18 protein-coding genes and 1 pseudogene are annotated in these 26,118 nt (G+C 69.6%); 6 read left to right on the top strand and 13 right to left on the bottom strand.

Annotation, left to right across the window (positions count from 1 at the left end):
• Positions 1-48: 48 nt before the first annotated feature.
• From FOZ76_RS11150 to recQ, 5 genes and pseudogenes are all read right to left on the bottom strand, one after another.
• Positions 49-2,448, bottom strand: a complete 2,400-nt coding sequence (locus FOZ76_RS11150) for a catalase (RefSeq protein WP_143948336.1) — start codon at positions 2,446-2,448, stop codon at positions 49-51.
• Between the two features lie 213 nt (positions 2,449-2,661).
• A complete protein-coding gene (locus tag FOZ76_RS11155; protein WP_143948337.1) occupies positions 2,662-3,507 on the bottom strand; it encodes an EamA/RhaT family transporter in 846 nt (281 codons plus the stop codon).
• Positions 3,495-4,580, bottom strand: coding sequence for a biotin synthase BioB (gene bioB / locus FOZ76_RS11160; RefSeq protein ID WP_143948338.1), 1,086 nt, complete (start codon positions 4,578-4,580; stop codon positions 3,495-3,497). Before bioB ends, FOZ76_RS11155 begins: the two co-directional genes overlap by 13 nt.
• 456 nt (positions 4,581-5,036) lie before the next feature.
• The gene (gene rpoN / locus FOZ76_RS11165; protein ID WP_143948339.1) at positions 5,037-6,386 is read right to left on the bottom strand and encodes an RNA polymerase factor sigma-54; all 1,350 of its coding nucleotides are present in this window, start codon (positions 6,384-6,386) and stop codon (positions 5,037-5,039) included.
• Positions 6,387-6,466: 80 nt separating this feature from the next.
• A pseudogene (gene recQ / locus FOZ76_RS11170) lies at positions 6,467-8,299 on the bottom strand (DNA helicase RecQ); the annotation flags it as partial.
• A 221-nt stretch (positions 8,300-8,520) separates the two neighbouring features.
• Here recQ and FOZ76_RS11175 point away from each other — a divergent pair.
• Positions 8,521-10,278, top strand: a complete 1,758-nt coding sequence (locus FOZ76_RS11175) for a glutamine--tRNA ligase/YqeY domain fusion protein (RefSeq protein ID WP_143948341.1) — start codon at positions 8,521-8,523, stop codon at positions 10,276-10,278.
• Between the two features lie 108 nt (positions 10,279-10,386).
• On the opposite strand, the gene FOZ76_RS11180 is transcribed toward FOZ76_RS11175, so the two are convergent.
• Together FOZ76_RS11180 and FOZ76_RS11185 are read right to left on the bottom strand one after the other, a co-directional pair.
• The gene (locus FOZ76_RS11180) at positions 10,387-11,265 is read right to left on the bottom strand and encodes a MurR/RpiR family transcriptional regulator (protein ID WP_143948342.1); all 879 of its coding nucleotides are present in this window, start codon (positions 11,263-11,265) and stop codon (positions 10,387-10,389) included.
• 37 nt (positions 11,266-11,302) lie between these two features.
• Positions 11,303-12,679: an aspartate aminotransferase family protein gene (locus FOZ76_RS11185; RefSeq protein ID WP_425473265.1), complete on the bottom strand. Its 1,377-nt coding sequence runs from the start codon at positions 12,677-12,679 to the stop codon at positions 11,303-11,305.
• Between the two features lie 92 nt (positions 12,680-12,771).
• Here FOZ76_RS11185 and FOZ76_RS11190 point away from each other — a divergent pair, with 92 nt between their 5' ends.
• The 3 genes from FOZ76_RS11190 (at position 12,772) to FOZ76_RS11200 (ending at position 16,147) form a co-directional block, all read left to right on the top strand.
• A complete protein-coding gene (locus FOZ76_RS11190; protein ID WP_143948343.1) occupies positions 12,772-13,590 on the top strand; it encodes a carbon-nitrogen hydrolase family protein in 819 nt (272 codons plus the stop codon).
• Positions 13,591-13,652: 62 nt separating this feature from the next.
• Entirely contained in the window at positions 13,653-14,639 is a 987-nt protein-coding gene (locus FOZ76_RS11195) for a Bug family tripartite tricarboxylate transporter substrate binding protein (RefSeq protein ID WP_246129435.1), read from the top strand.
• Entirely contained in the window at positions 14,639-16,147 is a 1,509-nt protein-coding gene (locus tag FOZ76_RS11200; protein WP_143948344.1) for a M81 family metallopeptidase, read from the top strand. Before FOZ76_RS11195 ends, FOZ76_RS11200 begins: the two co-directional genes overlap by 1 nt.
• A gap of 25 nt (positions 16,148-16,172) precedes the next feature.
• On the opposite strand, the gene FOZ76_RS11205 is transcribed toward FOZ76_RS11200, so the two are convergent.
• From FOZ76_RS11205 to FOZ76_RS11230, 6 genes are all read right to left on the bottom strand, one after another.
• Complete coding sequence (locus FOZ76_RS11205; RefSeq protein WP_143948429.1) at positions 16,173-17,102, bottom strand: quinone oxidoreductase family protein; 930 nt, start codon at positions 17,100-17,102, stop codon at positions 16,173-16,175.
• 163 nt (positions 17,103-17,265) lie between these two features.
• Positions 17,266-18,483, bottom strand: a complete 1,218-nt coding sequence (locus tag FOZ76_RS11210) for a CaiB/BaiF CoA transferase family protein (RefSeq protein ID WP_246129437.1) — start codon at positions 18,481-18,483, stop codon at positions 17,266-17,268.
• Positions 18,484-18,600: 117 nt separating this feature from the next.
• Positions 18,601-19,662: an ABC transporter ATP-binding protein gene (locus FOZ76_RS11215; protein WP_143948345.1), complete on the bottom strand. Its 1,062-nt coding sequence runs from the start codon at positions 19,660-19,662 to the stop codon at positions 18,601-18,603.
• 138 nt (positions 19,663-19,800) lie between these two features.
• Complete coding sequence (locus FOZ76_RS11220) at positions 19,801-21,525, bottom strand: ABC transporter permease (RefSeq protein ID WP_143948346.1); 1,725 nt, start codon at positions 21,523-21,525, stop codon at positions 19,801-19,803.
• A 106-nt stretch (positions 21,526-21,631) separates the two neighbouring features.
• Positions 21,632-22,681 carry an ABC transporter substrate-binding protein gene (locus tag FOZ76_RS11225; RefSeq protein ID WP_143948347.1) on the bottom strand — a complete coding sequence of 350 codons (1,050 nt, stop codon included), beginning with the start codon at positions 22,679-22,681 and terminating at the stop codon, positions 21,632-21,634.
• Positions 22,682-22,736: 55 nt separating this feature from the next.
• Entirely contained in the window at positions 22,737-23,591 is an 855-nt protein-coding gene (locus FOZ76_RS11230) for an enoyl-CoA hydratase/isomerase family protein (protein WP_246129438.1), read from the bottom strand.
• 365 nt (positions 23,592-23,956) lie between these two features.
• Between FOZ76_RS11230 and FOZ76_RS11235 the strand changes: the two genes are divergently transcribed.
• Together FOZ76_RS11235 and FOZ76_RS11240 are read left to right on the top strand one after the other, a co-directional pair.
• Positions 23,957-24,646 (top strand): GntR family transcriptional regulator, encoded by a 690-nt coding sequence (locus tag FOZ76_RS11235; protein WP_143948348.1) that lies wholly within the window; start codon positions 23,957-23,959, stop codon positions 24,644-24,646.
• A gap of 177 nt (positions 24,647-24,823) precedes the next feature.
• Complete coding sequence (locus FOZ76_RS11240; protein ID WP_170235396.1) at positions 24,824-26,116, top strand: MASE1 domain-containing protein; 1,293 nt, start codon at positions 24,824-24,826, stop codon at positions 26,114-26,116.
• Positions 26,117-26,118: the final 2 nt, after the last annotated feature.

The following is a 26,118-nucleotide window of genomic DNA, read 5'->3' on the forward strand; positions in this document are numbered from 1 at the left end:
GGGCAGCGCCGCCCACGCAGCGGCAAGCGTGGCGGCACTCCCTCCCGCCTACACCTGCGGCGGGTTGGTCTCGCGCGAGAAGTGCCGGTGCAGCGCCAATGCCGCGCAGAACGTATCGGCATCCTTGGCGCCGTGCGTCTTGGCGACGAGCAGGCCATCGACGCTTCCCTGGGTGTCGATGCCGGCGGCTTGCAGCACCTTCGCGCCGGCGCCGACCGCCATGAGGGTCTTGGCGTGCCGGTAGGTGTCGCGCAGGAATTCCAGCGCCCTGCCATCGGCCGAGAGGGCGGCGGCGGCCTGCTCGCCGTCCACCACGATGGCCCCGTCGAACACTGTCGAGGGATGGTTGTCCAGCGAAGCGTCGGCGTCCAGATCCGTGCCGCCGCCCGCCACGCGACCGAGATGCGGCCCGACCATACGCACCACCACGCCCGCGCCGATCAGCGCCTTGGCCAGCGCCAGCACCTGCCCACCGTCCACGCCGTCGGCCACCAGCAAGGCCACCTTGCGCGTGCGCACGCTGCCGTCGCCGGGCCGCGCCAGGAGGGAGAGCGCGGGCGAAACCTCGACCTCGGGCTTGGGCGGCTCGATCGCACGCGGCAGCGGATCAGGCAGGTCCAGCATGCCCAGGCCGTCGGCCACCGCCTGCGCCAGGGTTTCGTCGACGTTGCGCAGGCCGGCGACCACGCGCCGGCGCACCGCCGGCACCGTGACCTTGCTCAGTTCGAACGTCAAGGCACCGATGATGTGCTGCTGCTCGGGCTCGGACTGGCTGCGGTAGAACAGCGTTGCCTGGTTGTAGTGCTCGGCGAACTTCTCCGGCTTGCCACGCACCTCGTCCTGCGTGACGGGCTCCGGAAAGGACACGAAACCCATCTTCGCGCCGGCCTGGAACGGACAGCCGCCGGCCAGGGAGTTCGGCTCGTAGGCGACGCGACCGCGATGGATGGCCTGGCGGTGCATGCCGTCGCGCTGGTTGTTGTGCACCGGCGCGAGCGGCGCATTGATGGGCAGCTCATGAAAGTTGGGCCCGCCCAGCCGCGAGATCTGCGTATCCACGTAGGAATGGATGCGCCCGGCCAACAGCGGATCGTTCGTGAAATCGATTCCCGGCACCACATGCGCCGTACAGAATGCGACCTGCTCGGTCTCGGCGAAGAAGTTGTCCGGATTGCGGTCGAGCACCAGGCGGCCGATCGGCGTCACCGGCACCAGTTCCTCGGGGATGATCTTGGTCGCATCCAGGATGTCGAAGCTGAAGCTGTCGGCCTGCGCCTGGTCGAACACCTGTATACCCATTTCCCATTCGGGGTACTCGCCCGCGTCGATGGCTTCCCACAGGTCGCGACGGTGGAAGTCCGGATCGGCGCCCGAGACCTTCACCGCCTCGTCCCACACCTGCGAATGGGTGCCGAGCTTGGGCGAGAAGTGGAACTTCACGAACACCGACTCGCCCTCGGCATTGACGAAGCGGAAGGTGTGCACGCCGAAGCCCTGCATCATCCGGTAGCTGCGCGGGATCGCACGGTCGGACATTGCCCACATGATCATGTGGGTGGACTCCGGCATCAGCGACATGAAGTCCCAGAAGGTGTCGTGCGCGGAAGCCGCCTGGGGCATGCCGTGGTGCGGTTCGGGCTTGACGGCGTGGATCAGGTCGGGGAACTTCATCGCGTCCTGGATGAAGAACACCGGGATGTTGTTGCCGACCAGATCCCAGTTGCCCTGGTCGGTGTAGAACTTGATCGCGAAACCGCGCACGTCGCGCGCCGTGTCCTTGGAGCCGCGTTCGCCGGCCACGGTCGAGAAGCGCACGAACACCGGCGTGCGCTTGCCCTTGGCCGCGAATGGCGCGGCACAGGTGAGCTGCGTGAGGGCGTCGTAGCACTCGAAGTAGCCGTGGGCACCCGAGCCGCGCGCGTGCACGATGCGCTCGGGAATGCGCTCGTGATCGAAGTGCGTGATCTTCTCGCGCAGGATGAAGTCCTTGAGCAGGGCCGGCCCGCGCAGCCCGGCCTTGAGCGAATTCTGGTTGTCGGCGACCGGCACGCCCTGGTTGGTGGTCAGGACCTGCCCGCCGGAATCCACGCGCACGCGATCCAGGCCGCCGCCCACGGCGTTGACGCCGGCCTGGGCCGGCTGGCCCGTCTTGGCCGTCTCGTTCTGCTCGGACAAGGTGCTGGCCGCGGCCTCGGGCGCAACCGCCACCGATTCGCCCTGCGGAGGCGCGTGGCCATGGTCCAGGCCATGCTCGCCGGCCTTGTGCTGGTTGTAGGGAATGCCGGCAGAGGCGGCGTCGGTCGCCGCGGCCTTGCCGATGAGCGGGTTCGCGCTGCGCGCAGGTGCCGGGCCCGCTGGCCCGCTGTCGGTCGTGCCAAAACCGGTATCGACGGCAGTGCCTGTCGGCTTGCCCTTGCCCTTACCGTTGCTGTCCTTGGTCTTTGCCATGCGGCTCCCCTCGGTGGATGGGGCCGTGGCGCTCGTCCATCGAAAGCGAGGAACGAAGATGCCCGAGGATCGGGATGCCGCGGCCGGAGCCCGTCGCAGTAGCAAACGCCATACCGTTGGCGGACGCATCGAGCCCGTGGCGCCGCGGCGCCACGGGCTCGTTCGCCGCGCCGGCCGCGCTGCACCTGCGGCCGGTACGCCCCCGCCGCGGGTTCAGCGCGGAATCATCACCACGATCGCGACGATGGTGAGCGCCAGGCCGACCAGGTTGAGCCGGCTCAGCGTCTCGCGAAACACCAGGGCCCCCACCAGCGCGCCCAGCGACACGACGCCGATGTTCATGGCCGAGAAGACCAGGGCCGGGTCCTGCGGAAACTGCTGGTGCGCGCGGATGTAGAAGAAAATGTTGCCGAAGTTGAGCAAGCCCAGCCCCACGCCGGCGGCCAGGTGCGGCAACTGCCAGCGCGTACGCCGCAGCAGCAGGAACGCGAACAGCAGCACGCCGGCCAGGGCGAAGGATGCGACCAGGCCCGCGCCGAACGCCGTGCCCGCCTTGGACATCTGCTTGAAGAGGATATCGATGACGCCGTAGCCCACCCAGACCGCGAGCGGCCAGGCCCAGGCATACGGGCCGCCCTCGGCCGGCGTGTCGGCGGGGCGGCGCAGCAGGCAGAACAGCGCCGCGAACGCCAGCGCGATGCCGCCCACCGTGCGCGCCGTGGGGTCCTGGCCGAACAGGAAGAACGAGGCGAGCAGCGGGATGAAGAGCGACAGGCGCTGCGCCGCATCGCTGCGCACGATGCCCGCATGCCGCACCGAGGCGGCCATCGCCAGGAACACCGAGGGCAGCAGCACCCCCAGCGCGATCAGCACGCCCCAGGGCGTCGCCGGCGCGGCGAGCTGCTCGAGCGACGGGCGCAGCAGGCCCAGCGCGAGCGCCAGGGCGACGGCATAGTTCATGACGATCGCCTGCGCCGGCTCGACGCCCCAGCGGCGAAAGAGCTTCAACAGCACGGAAACGGCGACACTGCAGGCGATGCTGGCGATCAGATAGAGCATGGTGCGGCCTCGGCGCGAGGGTTCGGTTGGTCGGCTTGCAGGTGCGGGTCGCGCTCGCTGGCGTGCAGGCCGAGGCGGGCGAAGAGGCGGCGATCGGCCTCGAGTTGCGGATTGCCCCGGGTGAGCAGCGTCTCGCCATAGAACACCGAGTTGGCGCCGGCATGAAAGCAGAGCGCCTGCGTGGCGTCGTCCATGGCTTCGCGCCCGGCCGAGAGGCGAATCACCGACGCGGGCATCGCAACGCGCGCCACCGCGATCGTCTTCACGAACTCGATCGGGTCCAGCGGCGGCGCATCCGCCATCGGCGTGCCGGGCACGGCGATCAAATGATTGATCGGCACCGACTCGGGCGCCGGGTCCAGGCTGGCCAGTTCGGCGATCAGCCCGGCCCGGTCTTCGCGGGTTTCGCCCATGCCGACGATGCCGCCGCAGCAGACCTTCACGCCCGCCTGCCGCACGCGGGCCAGCGTCTCGAGCCGGTCCGCGTAGGTCCGCGTGCTGATGACCTTGCCGTAGTACTCCGGCGAGGTGTCGAGATTGTGGTTGTAGTAGTCCAGGCCCGCATCGCGCAGCACCTCGGCCTGCCCTTCGCGCAGCATGCCGAGCGTCACGCAGGTTTCCAGGCCCAGTGCCTTCACCTCGCTCACCATCTCGGCAACGGCTTGCACCTGATGCGGCTTGGGACTGCGCCAGGCGGCCCCCATGCAAAAGCGGCTCGCGCCCGCCGCCTTGGCCGAGCGGGCAGCCGCCAGCACGGCCTCGAGCGGCAACAGCGCCTCGCGCTCGACGCCCGTGTCGAACTGCGCCGACTGCGGACAGTAGCCGCAATCCTCGGGGCAGCCGCCGGTCTTGATCGACAGCAGACTGGAGAGCTGCACGGCATTCGGCACGAAATGCGCCAGATGGGCCTGGCGGGCGCGGTCCAGCAGTTCGGCCAGCGGCAACTCATACAGGGCGAGCACCTGCTGGGCCGACCAGCGCTGCGCGCCATCGCGGGCGGACGGGCGGCGGGCGACGTGAACCGGATGCTCACGGTATCGATGGCGCAGTGCAGAGGTGTCGGCGGACAGCATGGCAACTCCTGATGGATGGACAGCAGGCGGATGGTACGGAGGCCTGGGCCGACTCTGCAATACGGTGGATTTGCCTTTTACTTATAAGCCAATGAGCGATCTTGAACGACGATGATGGCACGTTGACGACAACCATCGATCAACGTGCCGTCATCCTGGCTGGAAGTGACTAGGCCCGAAAAATTGCAACCAATTGTTTAATGCGGATGGATGAGCGGCTCCCTTCCGCCAGCTTGAACGCCTGGAGGCCGAGAGGCTGGAGAACTAAGTCATCCCGCTGGCTATCGGTTCAGCCCGGACAACCTGGAGAACATGCGGCGGTTCTTCCTCGCGCATCGCGGGCCGAAGCGCTGCGCGGCGGCTGGAGCGTGCGCCAGCTCGACCGGCAGATCGGCAGATCGGCAGCCTGACTCATGCCCGTGGGCCAGATGCGCATGCAGCGCCACCGCGCAGCGGCTACAGCGTCTTGCGCTGCGACGCCGGCGGAATGCGCAGGGCCTCGCGATACTTGGCCACGGTGCGGCGGGCGACGACCATGCCCTGCTCGGCCAGCATCTGTGCAAGCTTGTTGTCGGACAGCGGCTTGTGCGCGTTTTCCGCGGCGATCATCTGCCGGATCAGTGTCTGCACCGCCGTGGCGGAGGCCACGCCGCCCGCCTGGGTGGACACCTGGCTGCCGAAGAAATACTTGAACTCGAACGTGCCCAGCGGCGTCAGCATGTACTTCTGCGTGGTCACGCGCGAGATGGTGGACTCGTGCAGTTCGAGCGCCTCGGCGATCTCACGCAGCACCAGGGGCCGCATGGCGATCGCGCCGTGCTCGAAGAAACCCTGCTGGCGATCGACGATCTCCTGCGCCACCCGGGTGATGGTGTCGCAGCGCTGCTGGATATTGCGGATCAACCAGCGCGCCTCGCGCAGTTGATCCGCGAGCCCGCTGCCGCGTTCGCTCTTGACGATGCTGGCATAAAGCTGATTCACGCTCAGCCGCGGCATGGTCTCGGGGTTCAGCTCGGCCACCCAGCGGCCGCGGACCTGGCGCACGATGATGTCGGGAATGACGTACTGCGCCTCGCGCGCACCGAAGCGCGAACCCGGCCGCGGGTTGAGCCGCCGGATCACCGACTGCACCGTGCGCAGGGTGGCTTCGTCGCACTGCAGCGTACGCTTGAGCTGGATGTAGTCGCGCGCCGCCAGCAGCGCCAGGTGCTGCTGGCACAAGCGGCGGGTGCAGGCGAGCACGCGGGCGTCGGCCAGCTCGGGGAAGACGTCGAGGTCGGGCTGGCGCAGTTGGATCGCCAGGCATTCGGCCATGTCGCGCGCGCCGACGCCCGCCGGATCGAACGACTGCAGCAGGTTCAAGGCCATGCGCAGCTCGCAGTCGTCCACCTCCAGTTCGGCTGGCAGCATGGCCTCGACCTCGTCCAGGCCGACCGACAGATAGCCGTTATCGTCCAGCTCGCCGATCAGCAGCTCGACCAGGGCCGCATCGCGCGGCGACGCCTGGGTGAACTTGAGCTGCTGCATCAGGTGCTCGGCGAGCGAGAGCGGCGGCGCTTCCTGCTGCATGGCCTCGTCGTCCAGTTCGCCGTCGCCGCGCCGTTCGCCGCGCTGCAGCTTGACGGTCTCGCGCGGCGGCTCGCCGGGTTCGGCATCCTCGCGCTCGAGCATGGGGTTGTCCTGCAGCGCCTGCTCGATCTCGGTCTCGAGCTCGAGCGTGGACATCTGCAACAGGCGGATCGACTGCTGCAGTTGGGGTGTCAGGGCCAGGTGCTGCGAGGCGCGCAGTTGCAGAGCTGGCTTCAATGGACCTCCTGGGAAAAGGCCGGGCCGCCCCAAGTTTTCCCATCCCCCTCGGGGGGCGGGCCGGACGCAGTCCGGCCTTGGGGGCGCTCCACTTGTTCGAGGATGGCTTCACCGTACGCGTGCAGCTTGCGCTCGCCCACGCCGTTGATGCGGGCGAGTTCGTCCAGCGACTCGGGGCAGGCCCGGGCGATCTCGCGCAAGGTGGCGTCGTGGAAGATGACGTAGGCAGGCACGCCGTGATCGCGCGCTACCGAGGCGCGCCAGGCGCGCAGCCGCACGAAGCGCTCCTCGGCCTCGGGCGCCAGCTCGATCACCGGCGCCCGCGGCCGGCTCTCGCGCACCCGCGTGGCGCGCTCGGATTCGCGGCGCAGCATGAGCTGGCGCTCGCCCTTCAGGACCGAGCGGCTGCCCTCGGTGAGGGTGAGTGTGCCGTAGCCCTCGTGGTCCACGGTGAGCAGGCTGTGCGCGATGAGCTGGCGCAGCACGCCGCGCCAGTCGCGCTCGGACAGGTCGGCGCCCACGCCGAACACCGACAGGGCATCGTGGCCGTACTGCTCGATGCGCGCATTCTTCTTGCCGCGCAGCACGTCGATGATGTGGCCGGCGCCGAAGCGCTGGCCGCGCTCCTTCCACAGGCGATACACGGCCGACAGCACCTTCTGGGCGGCGACGGTGCCGTCCCAGGCCTCCGGCGGCTCCAGACAGGTGTCGCAGTTGCCGCAGGCGGGCGAGGCTTCGCCGAAGTAAGCGAGCAGGCGCGTGCGCCGGCATTCGACGGTCTCGCACAGGCCGAGCATGGCGTCGAGCTGCGCGCCCATGCGCCGCTTGTGCTGCTCGTCGCCGTCGGATTCGTCGATCATGCGGCGTAGCTGCACCACGTCCTGCAGGCCGTAGGCCAGCCATGCCTGGGAAGGCAGGCCGTCGCGGCCCGCGCGGCCCGTCTCCTGGTAGTAGCCTTCCACCGACTTGGGCAGGTCGATGTGCGCGACGAAGCGCACGTCGGGCTTGTCGATGCCCATGCCGAAGGCAATCGTGGCCACCATCACCAGCCCGTCCTCGCGCAGAAAGCGCGACTGGTTGCGCGCGCGCACCTCGGCGGGCAGGCCCGCGTGGTAGGGCAGCGCGGCAATGCCCTGGCCGCACAGGTATTCGGCGGTGTCCTCGACCTTGGCGCGCGACAGGCAATACACGATGCCGGCATCGCCCGCGTGCTCGCCCTGGATGAAGCCGAGGAGCTGGCGGCGCACGTCGTTCTTCTCGACGATGCGATAGCGGATGTTGGGGCGATCGAAGCTCGACACGAACTGCGCGGCCGCCTCCAGGCCGAGGCGCGTGACGATCTCCTGGCGCGTGGCCTCGGTGGCCGTGGCGGTGAGCGCAATGCGCGGCACGTCGGGCCAGCGTTCGTGCAGCAGCGACAAGCCCATGTATTCGGGCCGGAAATCGTGCCCCCATTGCGACACGCAGTGCGCCTCGTCGATGGCGAAGAGTGCGATGCGGCCGCGCTCGAGCAAGGCCAGGCAGCGCTCGGTGAGCAGGCGTTCGGGCGCCACGTAGAGCAGGTCCAGCTCGCCGGCGACGAAGGCGCGCTCGACCGCGCGCGCCTCGTCCAGCGTCTGGCTGGAGTTCAGGTAGGCTGCGCGCACTCCGAGTTCGAGCAGGGCGTCGACCTGGTCCTGCATCAGCGCGATGAGCGGCGACACCACCACCCCCGTGCCCTCGCGCGCCAGCGCCGGCACCTGATAGCACAGCGACTTGCCGCCGCCCGTAGGCATGAGCACGAGAGCGTCGCCCCCGGCCACGACGTGCTCGACCGCCGCCTGCTGGTGCCCGCGGAAGCGTTCATAACCGAAGACCTGCTGGAGCAGGGCCAGCGGATCGGCGCGCGAAGTAGTGGTTGAATTCGTACCCATCGGACGTATTTTAAGGACTTGGCGCAGCTTTTGCTTCCGGAATCTCGCACACGGGGCGCGCCGCCCGGGCGGCGCGGGCGATGCGCCTGTTCCGGCGGGCGGCGACACAACCGGTAACGCGGCCAGTGTACCCTCGCGCCCCGCTGCCCGTGCATTCATGATTGTTGCGGATTACGTGGCAAAATCGTCCTTTGCGTCGCGAAAATCGCCTACCACTACGTATGACCGCACCCACTGCGCCCGCCGCCAACTTTCTGCGCCACCAGATCGAGTCCGACCTTGCCGCCCAGCGGTTCGAGGGCAAGCTCTGGGCGGGGCATCCTGCGTCCGGCGCCGAGCTGGCGGCCAGCGGCCGACCCGACCCCGCCCGCATCCGCACCCGCTTCCCGCCCGAGCCCAACGGCTACCTGCACATCGGCCACGCCAAGAGCATCTGCCTGAACTTCGGCCTGGCGCGCGACTACGGCGGGGTGTGCCACCTGCGTTTCGACGACACCAATCCCGAGAAGGAGAGCCAGGAGTACGTCGACGCCATCGTCGACCTGGTCAAGTGGCTGGGCTTCGACTGGCAGGCCAACGGCACCGACCACTGCTTCTTCGCCAGCGACTACTTCGGCTTCATGTACGAATGCGCCGAGGCCCTGGTGATGGCCGGCCACGCCTACGTGGACGAGCAGAGCCCTGACGAGATGCGCGCCACGCGCGGCACCCTGACCGAGCCGGGCCGGGATTCGCCCTGGCGCGCACGCGCGCCCGAGGAATCGCTCGCGCGCCTGCGCGAAATGCGCGAAGGCAAGCATCCGAACGGCTCGATGGCGTTGCGCGCGCGCATCGACATGGCCTCGCCCAACATCAACCTGCGCGACCCGGTGCTCTACCGCATCCGCCACGCCAGCCATCACCGCACCGGCGATGCCTGGCCGATCTACCCGATGTACACCTACGCCCATCCCATCGAGGATGCGCTCGAGGGCATCACGCACAGCATCTGCACGCTCGAGTTCGAGGACCAGCGCCCGTTCTACGACTGGCTGCTCGCGCGCCTGGCCGAGCTCGGCAAGCTGCGCGACCCGCTGCCCCACCAGTACGAGTTCGCCCGCCTGAACCTCAGCTACATCGTCACCAGCAAGCGCAAGCTGCTGCAACTGGTGCGCGACGGCCACGTCGAGGGCTGGGACGACCCGCGCATGCCGACCCTGGCCGGCCTGCGCCGGCGCGGCTACACGCCGGCGTCCATCCGCGCGCTGTGCGACCTCACCGGCGTGTCCAAGGCGAACTCGCGCCTGGACTACACCCTGCTCGAGCAGGCGCTGCGCGATGACCTGGACCCCAAGGCGCCTCGCGCGGTGGCCGTGCTCGACCCGGTCAAGCTGGTCATCACCAACTACCCGGAGGGGCAGGAAGAAACCTGCACCGCGCCGCTCAACCCGCATGCGCCCGACGCCGGCGTCCGCGAGTTTGCGTTCTCGCGCGAGCTCTGGATCGAGCGCGACGACTTTCGCGAAGAGCCGCCCAAGAAGTATTTCCGCCTGTTCCCGGGCAACCTGGTGCGCCTGAAGTACGCCTACGTCGTGCGCTGTACCGGCGTGGTCAAGGACGCCGAGGGCAACATCGTCGAAGTCCAGGCCGAATACCTGCCCGAGACGCGCAGCGGCACGCCCGGCGCGGACAGCGTCAAGGTGAAGGGCAACATCACCTGGGTCAGCGCCGCGCATGCCGTGCCGGCCGAGGTGCGCCTGTACGACCGCCTGTTCTCCGATCCGCACCCGGACGCCGGCGACAAGGACTTCATCGCCGCGCTCAACCCCGACTCGAAGCAGGTGGTGCAGGGCTGGCTGGAGCCCGGCGTACAGGCGGCGCCCGGCGCCACCTGGCAGTTCGAGCGGCTGGGCTATTTCACGGCGGATCGCGAACTCTCGACGCCCGAGAAGCCGGTGATCAATCGCTCGGTGACGCTGCGGGATTCCTGGGGGAGGTGAGGGCCCCTTCCGCCCGCTACGCGGGCACCTTCCCCCAGGGGAAGGCGGCGCGGGCCTGAGGCGCTCACGCTGGCGCTTCTGCGGCGCAAACCTTGAGCGGGATGCGGTTCAGCTTCTGGCGTCCTGGTGATAGACCGAGAACTCGCGCAACTGCGCTTCGCTGCGCGCGATCGCGCGCAGGCTGTCCTTTCCTCCGCCCGCCACGAGCAACGCGGCCAGCGCCTGGGCCACGGCTAGCGCGGGCACGACCGACGGGAACAGCGAAGGCGTCGCGTTCGCGAGCAGCACCAGGGCCGTGGCGGGCGCGGCGATGGGCGATACGGCGCTGTCGGTCACGCTGACGACGCGCACCCCCTGGGCATGGGCAAAGCGCACCGCCGACACGGCGTCGCGCGCGTACGGCGCGTAGCTGAACACCAGCAGCGCATCCTCCTTGCCGGCGCGGCGCAGGTCGTCGGCGAAGGTGCCGCCGATGCCCGACAACAAGGTGGTGTTCTGCAGGAACATGCCGCAGGCATAGTTGAAATAGAACGCTGCGGGCATGAGGCTGCGCAGCCCCACCACATAGATGTGGCGCGCCTGGGCCAGCACGTCGCGAGCGCCGGCGATGGCCCGCTGGGTGCCCGGCTCCAACAGCCCCTGCAGATTGCGGAACTCGGCCTGGACCAGTTCGGCGAGCAGGCTCTCGGCCTGGTCGTGCGCGCCTCGCTTCTGCAACTCGGAGGCGCGCGCCGCGAACGATCCGGTGCCTTCGGCGAGCCAGGTGCGATAGACCTCGCGCATGGCGTCGTAGCCGTCGAAACCGAGCTGGCGCGCCAGCCGGTGCATCGCGCTCGCCTGCAGCCCTGCCTCGGCGGCGACGCTGCGCATCGAATTCAGCGCGATGGCCTTCGGATTATCGATGGCATAGCGCGCCGCGCGCTGCAGGATGGGCGGCAGATTCGGGTATTGCTCCTCGATCAATCGGTCGACTTCGCGCTTGTCCATCCCTACTCCTGAAATGCGGACCGTCGCCCGGGGGGCCTCATTCTAAGGCCGGCAAGCCCCGCACCACGGCATCCAGGGCTTCGCCGAGTCGCTCGACGGCTTCGTCCAGTTGACCGACGCTGGCAATGTAGGGCGGTGCCAGCAGCACATGGTCGCCGCGCCTGCCGTCGATGGTGCCGCCTGCCGGATAGCACAGGAGCCCGCGCTCCTGCGCTGCCCGCTTGACGCGGGCGTGCACCTGCAGCGCGGGGTCGAAGGGCTCGCCGGTGTCGCGCTCGCGCACCAGCTCGATCGCCTGGAACAGGCCCCGCCCACGGATATCCCCCACGTGCGGATGATCGCCGAAGCGCGAGCGCAGGCGCGCATCCAGCCCTCTGCCCAGTTCGGCCACGCGCGCGACCAGTCCGTCGCGCTCCACCACCGTCTGCACCGCGAGCGCGGCAGCGCAAGCGACCGGATGTCCGACATAGGTGTGCCCGTGCTGGAACGCACCCGAGCCGCCGACGATGGCATCGACCACGCGCGCGGCGGCCAGCACGGCGCCGATCGGCTGGTATCCGCCGCCCAGCCCTTTGGCCAGGCACAGCAGATCGGGCACCACGCCCTCCTGCTCGAAGGCATGGTAGGTGCCGGTGCGCCCCATGCCGCTCATCACCTCGTCCAGGATCAGCAGCACGCCATGGCGCTCGCACACGGCGCGAATGCGCGGGAAGTAGCCGGGGACGGGAGCGACGGCTCCCGCGGTCGCGCCGACCACCGTCTCGGCCACGAACGCACTCACGGTCCGTGGCCCCAGCGCGAGGATCTTCTGCTCCAGCTCATCGGCCAGGCGCTCGGCATACTGCGCATCCGACTCGCCGGCTTGCCGGCCATGCCGGGCAAAGCACGGCGAGACATGATGCGCCTCGGCGAGCAGCGGCTCGTACAGCGCGCGGCGGCCCGCGTTGCCGCCGATGGCGAGCGCACCCAGGGTATTGCCGTGATAGCTCTGGCGCCGCGAGACGACATGGCGCCGGCCGGCCTCGCCGCGCTCCACATGGTACTGGCGGGCCATCTTCAAGGCGGTCTCCACGGCCTCTGACCCACTGGACACGAAATAGGCGTGCGCCAGCCCCGCAGGCGAGCGCCCGGCGAGCAGATCGGCCAATTGCTCGGCCGGCTCCGAGGTGAAGAAGCTGGTGTGCGCATACGCCAGGCGCTGCACCTGCGCCGCCACGGCGGCCACCACCTCCGGATGCCCGTGCCCCAGGCACGACACTGCCGCGCCCCCCGACCCGTCGAAGTAACGCCGGCCGTCGGCGTCGAAGAGATAGCACCCCTCGCCGCGCACGGCAGTCTGCAGGGGAACGCGGGGAGTTCGGTGAAAGATGTGGGTCATGACGAAGAAGGCTTGCCGAAACGGCGTGTGGAACATATGATCTAATCTATCAGAAAATAGATCACTTGTTCTCAACACCATGCGTCCGTCGCCATCCGCCGGACGCATCCGACGGAGCCGATTGCCTCATGAGGATCGCCAGCGTACAGATGTGCAGCTCGACCGACGTCCAGCGCAATGTGGCTCGGGCCTGCGAATACATTGCCCAGGCAGCCGCCGAGGGCGCCGAACTGGTCGTGCTGCCGGAATTCTTCAACACGATCTTCTTCGCGCAGTACCAGGACCCCGCCTACCACGCGCTCGCCGAGCCCGAGGACGGGCCCACGGTGAACGCGGTGCGCACCGCGGCCCAGCGCCATGGCATCGCGGTGCTCGCCACGCTGTACGAGCGCGCCGACGCGGGCCTCTACTTCGACACGGCCATGCACATCGACCGCGCCGGGGAGATCCGCTTCAAGTACCGCAAGGTGCACCCGGCGGCCGTGCGCAGCCTGGAGAAGATCTATTTCCGCTACGGCACGCGCCTGGACACCTATGCCGTCGGCCAGTGGCGCGTCGGCGTGGGCATTTGTTATGACATGGGCTTTCCCGAGACGGCCCGCGCGCTGATGCTCAACGGCGCCGAGCTGCTCCTCGCGCCTTACGCCACGCCGCGCGTGCACATGTTCCAGGAAGTGCTGCGCACCCGCGCCTTCGAGAACGGCTGTTATCTCGTCGCCGCCAACAAAGTTGGGCGCGAAGGCGACTGGGACATGGGCGGCGGCAGCTTGATCGTCGCGCCCGACGGCAGCGTGCTGCAGAGCGCCGATACGCGCAGCGAGGCGCTCCTGGTCGCGGACATCGATCGATCGATCGTCGAACACGCGCGCATTGCCTACCCGGCGCGGCGCGACCGCCGTCCCGATCTGTACGGCGCGCTGACCCGCGAAACCGACGCCTCGCTGTAAAGCCGTTCCCCTCCGGTCCGGTGCGCCGGGCCGCCTCACTCTCCACCCATCGAGACCCTGCCATGCCACTGACGTCTTCCTCCTCCCTGCCGCGATGGCTGCGCCCGGTCGTCGCCACGCTGCTCATGACCGGCGCGCTTACCGGCAACGCCGCCGAGTGGCCCAGCCGCCCGATCCAGTTGATCGTGCCCTTCGGCCCCGGCGGCACCACCGACGTGCTCGCCCGTATCGTCGCCGACGGCGTGGGCAAGGCGCTCGGCCAGCAGGTCGTGGTCGAGAACAAGCCCGGCGCTGGCGCCAACATCGGCGCCGCGGAAGTCGCCCGCGCGCGACCCGACGGCTACACGCTGCTCATGGCCACCCCGGGGCCGCTGGCGATCAATCCGCATGTCTATGCCAGCATGCCCTTCGATGCGGCCACGAGCTTCGCCGCCGTTTCCTACGTGGCCGACGTGCCCAACGTCATCCTGGCCAATCCCGCCACGGGCATGAAGAACATCCAGGACCTGCTCGAACGCGCCAAGGCCGAGCCCGGCAAGCTGAACTGGGGCTCGCCCGGCGTGGGCAGCACCGGCCACATCCAGCTCGAACTGCTCAAGCAACTGGCCCACGTGGACATCTCGCATGTGCCCTACAAGGGCGCGGCGCAGGCCACCGCCGACCTGATCGCTGGGCACATCGAGCTGGCCGGCGACAATGTGCCCACCGCGCTCGCCAACATCCGCTCCGGTCAGGTGCTCGCGCTGGGCGTAGCCAGCGAGCAGCCGCTGGACGTGCTGCCCGGCATCGCTCCCGTGGCCGAGACGGTGCCCGGCTACGTATTGCCCTCCTGGTTCGTGCTGGTCGCCCCCGCGGGCACGCCCGACGCCATTACCGAACGCATCGCCGCCGCCGTCGACGCCTTCCGGAACGACCCCACGATGGTCGAGCGCTTCAGCAACCTGGGCGCGACGCTGGTCGGCGGCCCGCCCGCGCGCCTGGCCCAGCATCTCGCCGCCGAGCGCGAGCGCTACGCCGAAGTCCTGAAGGATATCGAGGTGGCCAACTGATGCGGCGCAGACGACTCGCGGTGGCGCGCCTGTGGTTCGAGGGCAATGCCTTCGGCCCGATCGCCGCCGACAGGGCGCGCTTCGAAGCCTACGAGTGGCAGGCCGGCGCCGGCGTGCTCGACGCCATGCGCGGCACCGCCACCGAACTGGGGGCGGTTGCGCAGTTCGCCGACGCCCACCCGGAATGGGAAGTGGTCGTGCTGCGCTGCGCGGCGGCGCTGCCCGCGGGGCCGATCACCGAGGACGTCTACGCCGCCTACGCCGACGAACTGCAGGCAGGGCTGCGGGCGGGTTTGGAGGACGGCGGCTGGGATGCGGTCTACCTGTCGCTGCACGGCGCGGCGATCACCGTCGACGACCCGACCCCGGAGCTGCGCATCGCCCGCCTGGTGCGCAGCATCGTGCCGCTAGCCCCCGTGGGTGCGAGCTTCGACCTGCATGGCAACATGGACCCGGCCTGGGCCGAGGTGCTCGATGTCGCCAGCGTGTACCGCACGCATCCGCATGTGGACATGGACGCGACTGCCGGCCGGGTGCTCGACGGCCTGCGCCGCTGCGCCGAAGAAGGCCTGCGTACCCGCCGCGCGCTGCTCAATCGGGGCCTGATTCTGCCGAGCATGAACATGCGGACCGCAGCCGGACCCATGCGCACGATCGAGCAGGCCGCGCGCTCGGCCACCCGCGCGCCGGTGCTCGACGTGAACGTGTTCGGCGGTTTTCCTTATGCCGACACGCCGGCCACCGGCGCCTCGGTATTCGTGGTGAGCGATGCGGCCCAGGACCCGGCCGGCTCCGCCGCCGCGGCGGCGGCGAGCGAAGTCATGGCCTGCATCGAGGCGCTCGCGCCGGCGTTCCGCGTGACGCTGCCCTCCCCCGCCGAGGCCCTGGCCGATGCGCTGGGGACCCAAGAGGCCGGCCTGATCGCCATCACCGACTCGGCCGACAATCCCTTGTCGGGCGGCGGCGGCGATACCACGGGTCTGTTCGCGGCGCTGCTCGCCGCCGAACCGAAAGTACCGACATTATTCGCAAGCTTCGCCACGCCCGAGGCGGTCCGGGCTGCCTGGGCCGCCGGCGTGGACGCCAGCCTCGACGTCACCCTGGGCGGCAGGTACGGCCCGCAGTTCGGCGCCCCGGTGAGCGTGCGCGTCACGGTCGAGGCCCTGACCGAAGGCCGGTTCCGCAACGTCGGTCCCATGCAGACCGGCGTGCAGCGCAGTTGCGGACGCACAGCGCTGCTGCGCCTGGCCGATCAGCCCGAGGTTCGCGTGATCGTCACGCAGGACGTGGCCGCCGCGGACGACCCGGCGTTCTATGCCCTGCACGGCGTGGACCCGGCGCGGCTGCGCCTGCTTTGCGTAAAGGCCAAGAACCACTTTCGCGCGGCCTTCGCCGATCGCTGCGTGCGCATCATCGACTGCGATGCGCCCGGACCGGCCTGCCTGGACCTCTCGCGGCTGCCCTTCCGGCACCGGCACATCGCGGCCGACTATCCCTTGCCGCGATGAACCGGCCCGGCTCGCGAGCCGCGCTTCAAGGCACCAGCACCGCCGCGCCCGTCGTGCTGCCCGACTCCAGATCCGCGTGCGCGCGGTGCACGTCGTCCAGGGCATAGCGCCGCGCCACGGTGAGATCGAGCAGCCCCTCGGTCGCCGCCGCGAAGAAGCGCGCGGCCGCGGCCTGCAGCTCCTCGCGCGTGGCGATGAAGCTGCGCAGTGTCGGGCGGCACACCGACAGCGACTTGGCGTGCAGCAGTTGCAGGTCGAGGCCCCGCACGTCGCCCGAGGCGGTGCCGTAGTTGATCGCCAGGCCGCGCGGGCGCAGGCAGGCGAGCGAATCGACGAAGACGTCCTTGCCCACGGCGTCGTACACGACAGCGACGCCCTGGCCGCCGCTCGCCGCCAGCACGCGGTCCGCCCATCCCGGTTCGCGATAGACGATCACCTCATGGCAGCCGTTCGCCTGGGCGCGCTCGCGCTTGGCCACCGAGCCGACCGTCCCGATCACATGTGCGCCCAGGGCCCTCGCCCACGGGCACAGCATCTGCCCCATGCCGCCGGCGGCGGCATGCACGAGCACGGCGTCGCCGGGCCGCACGGCATACAGCCGATGCAGCAGGTACTCGGCGGTCAGTCCGCGCAGCAGGAAGCCCGCGGCCGCCTGCGCATCCACACTGTCCGGCAGGGCGACGAGTCGATCGGCCGGGAGCACCATCGTGTCGGCATAGGCGCCCGGGTGGATGTAGGCCACCCTGTCGCCGGGCGCATACGCCTGCACGCCCTCGCCCACCATCTCGATCACCCCCGCCCCTTGCGAGCCGAGCACGGCGGGCAGCTCTCCCGCGTGCGGACCCGCATCGCCGCGCCGCTGGTAGATGTCAGCGAAGTTCAGGCCGATCGCCTGCTGGCGCACGCGGACTTCGCCGGCGCCGGGCTCGTCCACGGGCACCGGCACGATCCGCATGACGTCCGGCGGCCCGTGGCGCTCGATGCGCACCACGCGATTCCCCGTCCCGTCAGCCCGCTGCGCCGGGTGCCCGGCGCTTGCCGGCGCGGCACCGGCCGTGGTGGCGCCGCTGCCCGTAGCCGCTGGGCCGGCCGGGCTCGACGCATGGCGAACGACGCTGTCAGGCATGGTCCACCTCCGCCGGTTCGCTCACCGCGCCGCAGGCGAGCAGGGCCTCGGTCTCCTGCGGCGTGAAGCCGAACTCGGCGAGCACGACACGCGTGTGCTCGCCGAGCAGGGGCGGCGGCGATGCCTTGCCCTGCGGCATGCCGGAGAGCTTGACCGGCAGGCCGAGCGACTGCAGCCGGCCTTCCTGCGGATGCGACACGTCGAGCACCATGTCGCGCGCCAGTGTCTGCGGATGGGCGAGGATCTGGGCGATGTCGTGGACCGGGCCGGCCGGCACGCCGGCCTCGTCGAAGCGGGCCAGCCAGTAGGCGGCGGGCTGGGTGCGGATGATGTCGCCGATCAGCTCGGCCAGCGCCTGCTCGTTCGCCTTGCGCTGCTCGCCCACGCGAAAGCGCGGGTCGTCCTTCCATTCCGGATGGCCGAGCAGCTCGGCGATGCGGCCCCAGTTGGACTGGTTCGCGCCGCCGACGGTGATCCACTGGTCGGCCGCCTGGAAAGCCTGGTAGGGCGCGATCAGCGGATGCGCCGAGCCGGACGCGCCCAGCACCTTGCCGCTGGAGAAGTACACCGCGGCGAACCAGTACATCTGCTGCAGCGAGGCCTCGAACAGCGAGGTGTCCACCAGTTGCCCCTGTCCGGTGCGGGCGCGCTCGACATAGGCGGCGAGAATGCCGATGGTGGCCAGCAGGCCGGCGTTGATGTCGCCCACCGAATTGCCCGACTTGAGCGGCGGGCCGCCCTTTTCGCCGGTCACGCTCATGATGCCCGCGAAGCCCTGCGCGATGAGATCGAACCCGCCGCGCTCGGCCATCGGGCCGGTGCGCCCGTAGCCCGAGATCGAGCAGTAGATGAGGCCGGGGTTGATCTCGCGCAGTGTGTCGTAGCCCACGCCCAGCCTTTCCATGGTGCCCAGGCGGTAGTTCTCGATGAGCACGTCGGCCCCCGCCACCAGCCGCTTGAGCGCGGCCACGCCCTCGGGGCGCTTGAGATCGAGCGCCAGCCCGCGCTTGTTGCGGTTGAGCATGGCGAACGAGGGCGGGATCGGCTTCTCGCTGGTCACGCGGTAGCCCCGGGTATCGTCGCCGCCGGGCAGCTTCTCGACCTTGACGACGTCGGCGCCCAGATCGGCGAGCATGGCGCCGCAGGTCGGGCCGGCCATGATCTGCGCCAGTTCCAGGACTTTCATGCCACTCAGCGGACCATGCGTCATGGTTGTCTCCTCATGCGTTGATTGCGAAAAGCGAATGGAAGGGCAGCGGCGCGGCGCTCGCCGGCGCGCCGCAAACCGGCCGCGCCCCGGGCCGTTGCACTGCGCCGGGATGCGGCCTCACGGCAGCACCGCGATGCCGTCGCGGTTGAGCGACATCCAGGCGCTGCCGCCGCGCTCGAACACCGCGCCCGGCGACGCGCTCACGCGCAGCTCGACCGAGTCGGCCTCGGCCGGGCTGACCACGTAGTCCCAGTGCTCGCCGAGATAGGTGCGGCTGCGCACCGTGACCGGCGTCGCCCCCTGCTCCTGGGCCGCGTGCAGGCGCAGCGCCTGCGGACGGATGGATACTGCGACATCGGTGCCGGCCGCGTGTCCGCCGGTATCCAGCGCCCGCGTGTCGATCCGAAATCCGCCGCAGACGATGCCGTCCTCGCGCAGCACGCCCTGCAGCAGGTTGGTGCGGCCGATGAACTCGGCGACGAAGCGCGTGCGCGGCCGGTTGTACAGCGCCCAGGGCGTGTCGATCTGCTCCAGGTTGCCGCCGTTCATCACGGCGATGCGGTCGGAGATGGCCATCGCCTCGGACTGGTCGTGCGTCACGTAGACGGTGGTCATGCCGAACTCATCGTGCAGGCGGCGGATTTCGTTGCGCATCTCCTCGCGCAGGTTGGCGTCGAGGTTGGACAACGGCTCGTCGAGCAGCAGCACCTGCGGGCGCACGACGATGGCGCGGGCCAGCGCCACCCGCTGCTGCTGGCCGCCCGAGAGTTCGGCCGGGTAGCGTTCGGCCAGGTGATCCAGGTGCACCACCGCCAGGATCTCGTCCACGCGCTGGCGCACCTGCGCCGCGGGCATGCGGCGCACCGTCAGGCCGAAGGCCACGTTCTCGCGAACCGTCATGTTGGGCCAAATGGCGTAGCTCTGGAAGATCATCGACATGCCGCGCCGCTCGGGCGGCACGCTGCCGCCCGGATGCGACAGCACTTCGCCATTCATGCGGATGCAGCCCTCGGACGGGTCGACGAAGCCCGCGATCATGCGCAGCGTCGTCGTCTTGCCGCAGCCCGAGGGGCCGAGCAGCGACACGAACTCGCCCTCGGACAGCGACAGATCCATGTTCTGCACCACCGCCAGCGGGCCGTAGCGCTTGCCCAGGTTTTCCAGTACCAGCTTGTTCATGTTGCCTCCCGATGGCGCGGCGGCTCGGCCGCGCCGTGTGGTCGTTCCGGCCCGCGAGCCGGACCTCCCCGCTGCGAATCCGTGGCGCATGCCGCGCCCGCCCTGGTCCCGCCTTCTTGGCCCGGCATCGCGCCGCAGCTACGCTCGGCGCCGGGTCATGAAATCCCGGCCGACGAACTTCATGCCCAGTGCCACCAGCGCGCCGGTGACGACGAGCATGACCACGCCGATGGCCGACAGCACCTCGTAGTTGCCCTGCTCGCTCAGGTCCAGGATGAGCACCGACATCACGCGCGTCTCCGGTCCGCTGAGAAAGACCGCCGTGGACAGTTCGCGCGTGGCGATGATGAAGACCAGGATGAACGAACCGAACAGCGTCTTGCCCAGCAGCGGCACCACCACGCGCGAGACGGCCTGGTAGCGCGAGCCGCCCATGATGCGCACCGCCTCCTCCAGCTCGGGGTTGAGCGACTTCACCGCGGCGGTGGCGGCGGTGGCCGAAATGGGCAGAAAGCGCGTGATGTAGGCGATCACGATGAGCAGGCCGGTGCCGTACAACGAGAACGGCGGCCCGGCGTAGGCCGCATAGAACGCCACGGCCAGCACGATGCCGGGCACCGCGAAGGGCGCCAGCGAGAGGAACTGCAGCACGCCCGGGAACGGCAGCAGGCGCCGCTGTACCACGTAGGCCACGGCCAGGCCGATCGCCACGCAGGCGAGTGCTGCCGCGCCGGCATAGACGAAGGTGTTGACGATGGCGCCGCGCACCGTGGCCTGCTCGAGCAGGATGTGCGAGAAGTTGGCGAGCGTGAGGTTATCGAGCGAGAAGCCGCGCCCCCAGGCCCGGCTGAAAGCGGATTGCAGCAGCACGACCAGCGGCAGCAGCACCGTGATGAGCGCGACCAGCCCGCACCAGGCGAACAGCACCCAGCGCCAGGCGCCGATGTCCAGCGGCCGGCGTTCGCCGCCCTTGCCCGAGACCGACACATAGCCCTTGCGCGCGAGCAGCATGCGCTGCACGCCGAGCAGCACGACGGTGGTCGCCAGCATGGGCATCGCATAGGCCGCGGCCACCTCGACGCGCAGCGGATACTCGAAGAAGGTGGCCATCTGCGTGGTCGCCACGTTGATGCCGGCGGGAATGGCGATCAGCACCGGCGTACCGTACAGCGCAATCGCCTCCAGGAACACCAGGATGGCGGCGCCGCACACGGCCGGCAGCACCAGCGGCAGCGTGACCCGGCGCAGCGTGGCGAGCTTGCCGGCGCCGTGGATGAACGCGGCATCCTCGAGTTCGGTGGAAATCAGGTCCAGCGCCGACTTGGCGAAGATGTACACCAGCGGAAACGCATAGAGCGCGATCACCAGCGCCAGTCCCCAGAAGCTGAACAGGTTGACCGGCCCGCCGGCGGTGCCGAACAGCGCCATCCAGGCGCGATTGACCCAGCCCGCGTTGGGGCCGGCGAGCAGGATCCACGCGATGGCCCCGAGAAAGGGCGGCATGATGAAAGCGGCCAGCACGCTCAGGTTGAAGAAGCCCTTGGCCGGCAGGTTGGTGCGCGACACGCCCCAGGCCATCGGCAGCGCGATCACCAGGCTCAGCGCGGTCGAGGCCAGGCCGAGCTGCAGCGTGGTCCACAGGGCGTCGACGTAGCGCGACCGCCCGAACGCCTGGGCATAGCGCTCGAACGACCAGCCGTCCACGCCGCGCAGGCTCTCGGCCAAGAGGCGCAGGATGGGATTGGCGACCAGGAACACGAGCAGCGCGACGAGCAGCAGGAACACCAGCAGCATGGGGTCCGGACGCCAGGACCGCGGACGCGGGGCGAGCTTGCTGTCGGCCTTCAGGGGAATGACGGACATGGTGCGGGACTCGGCAAAGGCGCGGCGAGGACGCCGCGGGACATGGATGCACGACCGGGCGCGCGCCGGCACCGGCTTGCGGGCCGGTCGCGGCGCGGCCGCGGAATCAGACACCGAAGGTGTCGCGCCACTCCTCGATCAGCTCGGGCACCTTGGTGCGCACACTCTCGTTGCTCGGCTGAATCGTCTTGATCTCGCTGATCGACTTCACGCCCTCGCGGGGCGGCACATCGGGCCGCAGCGGTGTGTTGTATTCGTCGACCGAGATCGACGCATATTCCTTGCTGCCGCTCCACTCCATGAACAGCTTGGCCGCGTTCGGGTGCCGCGCGTTGGCCATGATCGCCGAGGGCAGCACCATCAGCACCGCCCCCTCGTCCGCGTAGATCACGTCCACCGGATTGCCGCGGGCCTTCTGCGTCAGCGCCAGCGATACGGGGCCGGCCGAGACCTGCCGCTCGCCGGAAATCAGCGTGGTGACGGTATCGATGATGGAGCGCCCGACCTGCGGCTGGTTCTTGGCCAGCGCGTCGATGAAGGCCTCGCCATAAAGCTCGGTCATGGCGACCAGCCAGGTACCGACGAAGCCGCTGAAGCCCGGGTGGCCCACCGAGACCCGGCCCTTGAACTTCGGATCGGTCAGCGCCTGCCAGCTCGTGCCCACGTCCTCGGCCTTCAGCTTGGTCGGGTTGTACAGCAGACTGATCAGGTTGGAACTGGTCACGCTGTAGTAGCCGTCGGGGTCGTAGTTCTGAAAGCGCTCGTCGAACGTCTTGTGCGAGCGCGGCACATATTGCATGAGCAGCCCGCGATCCTTGAGGTCGAGGAAGTGGCCGATGTCGGTCGAGGCGAACACATCGCAGTTGGCGATGTTCGCGCGCAGATCCTGGCTCAGGCGCTGGTAGGCCACCTGGGCCGTGGTGCGCACCACGTTGACGCGCACGCCGGGATAGCGGGCGGTGAACATCTGGCCGACCTGCTCGGCGAGCTCGGAGGTCAGGTGCGCGACGTACCAGGTGAGCTCGCCCTCCTTGCGGGCGGCGTCGTGCAGTTCCTTCAGATAGGCCTCGTCGGGCTCGGCAGCCGATACGCGCAGTGCAGGCAGCATCAGGGCGGCACCGACCGTGGCAGTGAACTGCCGTCGGGTGATGGACATGGTTGTCTCCTCGGTGGGGGTGCGGGCGGCAGGGCGCCGCCCGCGGCGAGCCGTCTCAGCGGCCTTGGAACACGGGTTTGCGGCGCTCGTGCCAGGCGGTGACCCCCTCGCGGATGTCTTCCGAACGCAGGCTGGCCGCATGGCGCGCATCGAGGGCGTCCGCGTCCAGCTCGCCGCGCGCCAGCTCGTTGATGGCCTGCTTCATGCCGGCGACCGCCAGCGGTGCCTGTCCTGCAAGGACGCCGGCCAGGCGTTCGACCTCGGCGTCCAGCCCGCCGGCGGGCACCATCTCGGTGAGATAGCCCACGCGCAGCATCTCCGGCGCCTTGATGGTCTGCGAGGTGAGAAAGAGCTTCTTCGCCGCGTTCACGCCGAGCCGGCTGACGTAGCGCACCATGCCGCTGCGGTAGTAGTGCAGGCCGAGCCGGCTGGCCGGCATGAACATCTCGATGCCCTCCTCGCCGATGCGAAAGTCGCAGCACAGGGCGAGATCGGTCGCGCCGCCGTACACGCTGCCGTTCAGCCGGCAGATGGTCGGCACGCGCAGGTTCTCCAGCCGTTCGAGCAGGACATCGAACGGGCTGGTGGCCTGCGGCGGCTCGGGCTCGCCGGCGGGCTGCGTATCGAGCGCGGCCCGGCGCTCGGCGAGATCGCCCAGGTGATAGCCGGAACTGAATACGCGCCCCGTGCCCGTGAGCACGAGCACGCGTATCGCCGGATCGTCCTGCGCGCGCTCGAGCATTTCCAGCAGCGCGGGCACATCGTCCGGCTCGATGCGGTTCAGATAGCGTTCGCGATTCAGGCGGATGCGGGCGCATGCGCCCTGGATGGTGAATTCCGGAAGCCCCGGGGCGGTGGTGACGGTCTCCTGCACGGCGCTCATGCTTTCCTCCATTCTGATGATGGACATGCTTGGTTCTGACGGGAAGCGCTGGGTTCTATGTATTCTTAAGATTAATCTACGTACTCACAAATTACATGTCAACCTGTTTATGTATTCATATGGCAGAGCCCGCGCTCGCTAAAATGCGCGATCCATCCGGCAACGGCGCCCAATCAGCAGCGTGCGCGCGGCGATTCGCTGTCAGGTCCGGCCCGACGCGCCGACGTGTATCGACATGCATCTGCGATGAACGAGCCGTCGCACGGGGCGGTATCCGCCCGCCCCCGCGAATTCGCCAAGGCGGCGTCCGCAAGGCCAGAATGCCGATACGCTCCACGCAAACCACCGGCCCTCGCGGCAGGCAAGACAACGCAGCACCTACCCACAAGCCCATGAGAGTCAAGCTCGGAGACCAAGTCCTCACCCAACTGCGCACGGAGATCCAGAACGGCACCCTGCCGGTCGGCGCGCGCCTGGACGAACAATCGATCGCCCAACGCTTCCAGGTGTCGCGCACGCCGGCGCGCGAAGCGCTGCGCGGGCTGGCGGCGCTCGGCCTGGTGCAGACCCTGCCCCGCCAGGGCGCCATCGTGCGCGGCCTGTCCGCCCGCGAATACGTGGCCATGGTCGAGATCCTCACGGAACTCGAAGGGCTGGCCGCGCGGCTTGCCACGCGCCGCATGACGCTGGCCGAACGCCAGGCCCTGACGCCGGTGCACGCGCGCGTGCAGGATGCCGCCCGGCGCGACGACGTCCAGGACTATGCCAAGGCGAACGCGGACTTCCATCAGGCCATCTACGCAGGCAGCCGCAACGAAATCCTGGGCCGGCAGATCCGCGACATGCGGCACCGCATGGGCGCCCTGGCCAACCCCTTCTTGCGTCCGGGCCGGCTGCAGCAATCCTGCCGCGAGCACGCGAGCGTCCTGGCCGCCATCCAGGCCGGCGACGAAGCGGGCGCCTACGCGGCGATGGTCGAACACATCACCGCGGGCGGCAGCATCTATGCGGACCTGGTCGCCGCCATGCCCGCCGAACTCGCCGCAACGCCGTCACGCAACCCGCGCCCCGCGGCGGATTGAGGCTGGTCAGCCGGCGGCCAAAGCCGGTACCATGTGCAGTATCGATGTGTATCGACATTTGTCCTGCCGGCTCCCTGCGGGCGAGCGCCAGCGCGGCGACGAATGCCGCTGCGCCCAGCGCTCGGACACACGCCCATACAACCTGCGGCGGCCGCACGGCCGAAGGAGTCAGCCGCGATGTCGCCCCCGTCGTCCCTCCCCTCACCCGCCCGTCTGGTCCTGGCGGGCCTGCTCTATCTGCTGGCGGGCCTGGTCTCGCAAGCGCTGGACGACCCCGCCAGCAGCGTGCTCTACGTCTGGCTGCCGTCCGGGGTGGGGGTGGCGACTCTGATCCTCGCGCCGCGCCGGCAGTGGCCGGCCTATGTGGGCGTCTTCCTGCTCGTCGAGATCGTGCTGCGCGCGCTGCGCGGCGAGGCTCCGGTCACACTCGCCGTCCTGGCGCTCACGGCAGTCGCCACCGCTGTCTTGACGGCATGGATCGTGGTTCGCCTCGCGCCCGGGCGGCGCGGGCTGGGCTACGTCGGCGCGCTGGTGCTGGCCGCGCTGCTCGGCGGCATCGCCAATGCGCTGCTCGACGTGCTCTGGATCAGCTATGCCGAAGACCAGCCCTTCCTGTCCGTGGCGGTGCCCTGGGCGCTGGCCGACGCCGCGGGCGTGCTCATCGTCGCGCCGGTGGTGCTGGACTGGACGCAGTTCCGTGCGCGCCGCTCGGGCGGGCCGAGCCGGCGCGATTTCGCCTTGGGCGCGGCCGCCTTTGTGGCCATGCTGTTCGTCACGCATGTGCTGTTCGACGGCAACACGGCCGAGCGCTTTCCCGGCAGCGTCGGCTTCGCGCTGACCTGGATGCCCGTGGTGCTGGCCGTGGTGATCGGCCTGGTCTGGGGCGCGCGCGGCGGCTCGCTCGCCGTCCTGCTGCTCGCCATCCAGGTGCTGTACCAGACGGCGCAGGGCGACGGGCCTTTCGCCTCGCTCGAAACCCGGCCCGGCGAATCGGTCCTCGAGGCCCAGATCTACCTGGCGGCCACTGCCGTCCTCATGCTGTTGCTGCATACGCTGCGCGGCACCCGCGAACTCGCCCTGGAACAGGCGGCCGCCTGGCGCGCCCGGTTCGAACTCGCGCTCGCCGGCAGCAACCAGCTCATGTATCGCTACGACCCCTACCGCGACCTGCTCGAATGGGGCGGCGACCTGGAGTCGGCGTTCGGCATGAACCACGAACAGCTCGACACCGTCGAGGCGCTGCTCACCCACGTGCACCCGGAGGACCGCGAGCGCGTGCGGGTGTTCTGGACCGCGCGCGCCGACGCCGTGCCGACGGACCAGACATCGATCCGCTATCGCGTCGCCCACCGCGAGGGCGGCTGGCGCGACGTGACCGACGTCGGCTCGCCGCTGCTCGACGCGGAAGGCGAGATCGCCATCGTGGCCGGGCTGTGCCGGCTCGGCCCCCTGCAACAGCGGCAGGACTGACC

The organism is Verticiella sediminum, from assembly GCF_007558815.1.
GTDB classification, from domain to species: Bacteria; Pseudomonadota; Gammaproteobacteria; order Burkholderiales; family Burkholderiaceae_B; genus Verticiella; species Verticiella sediminum.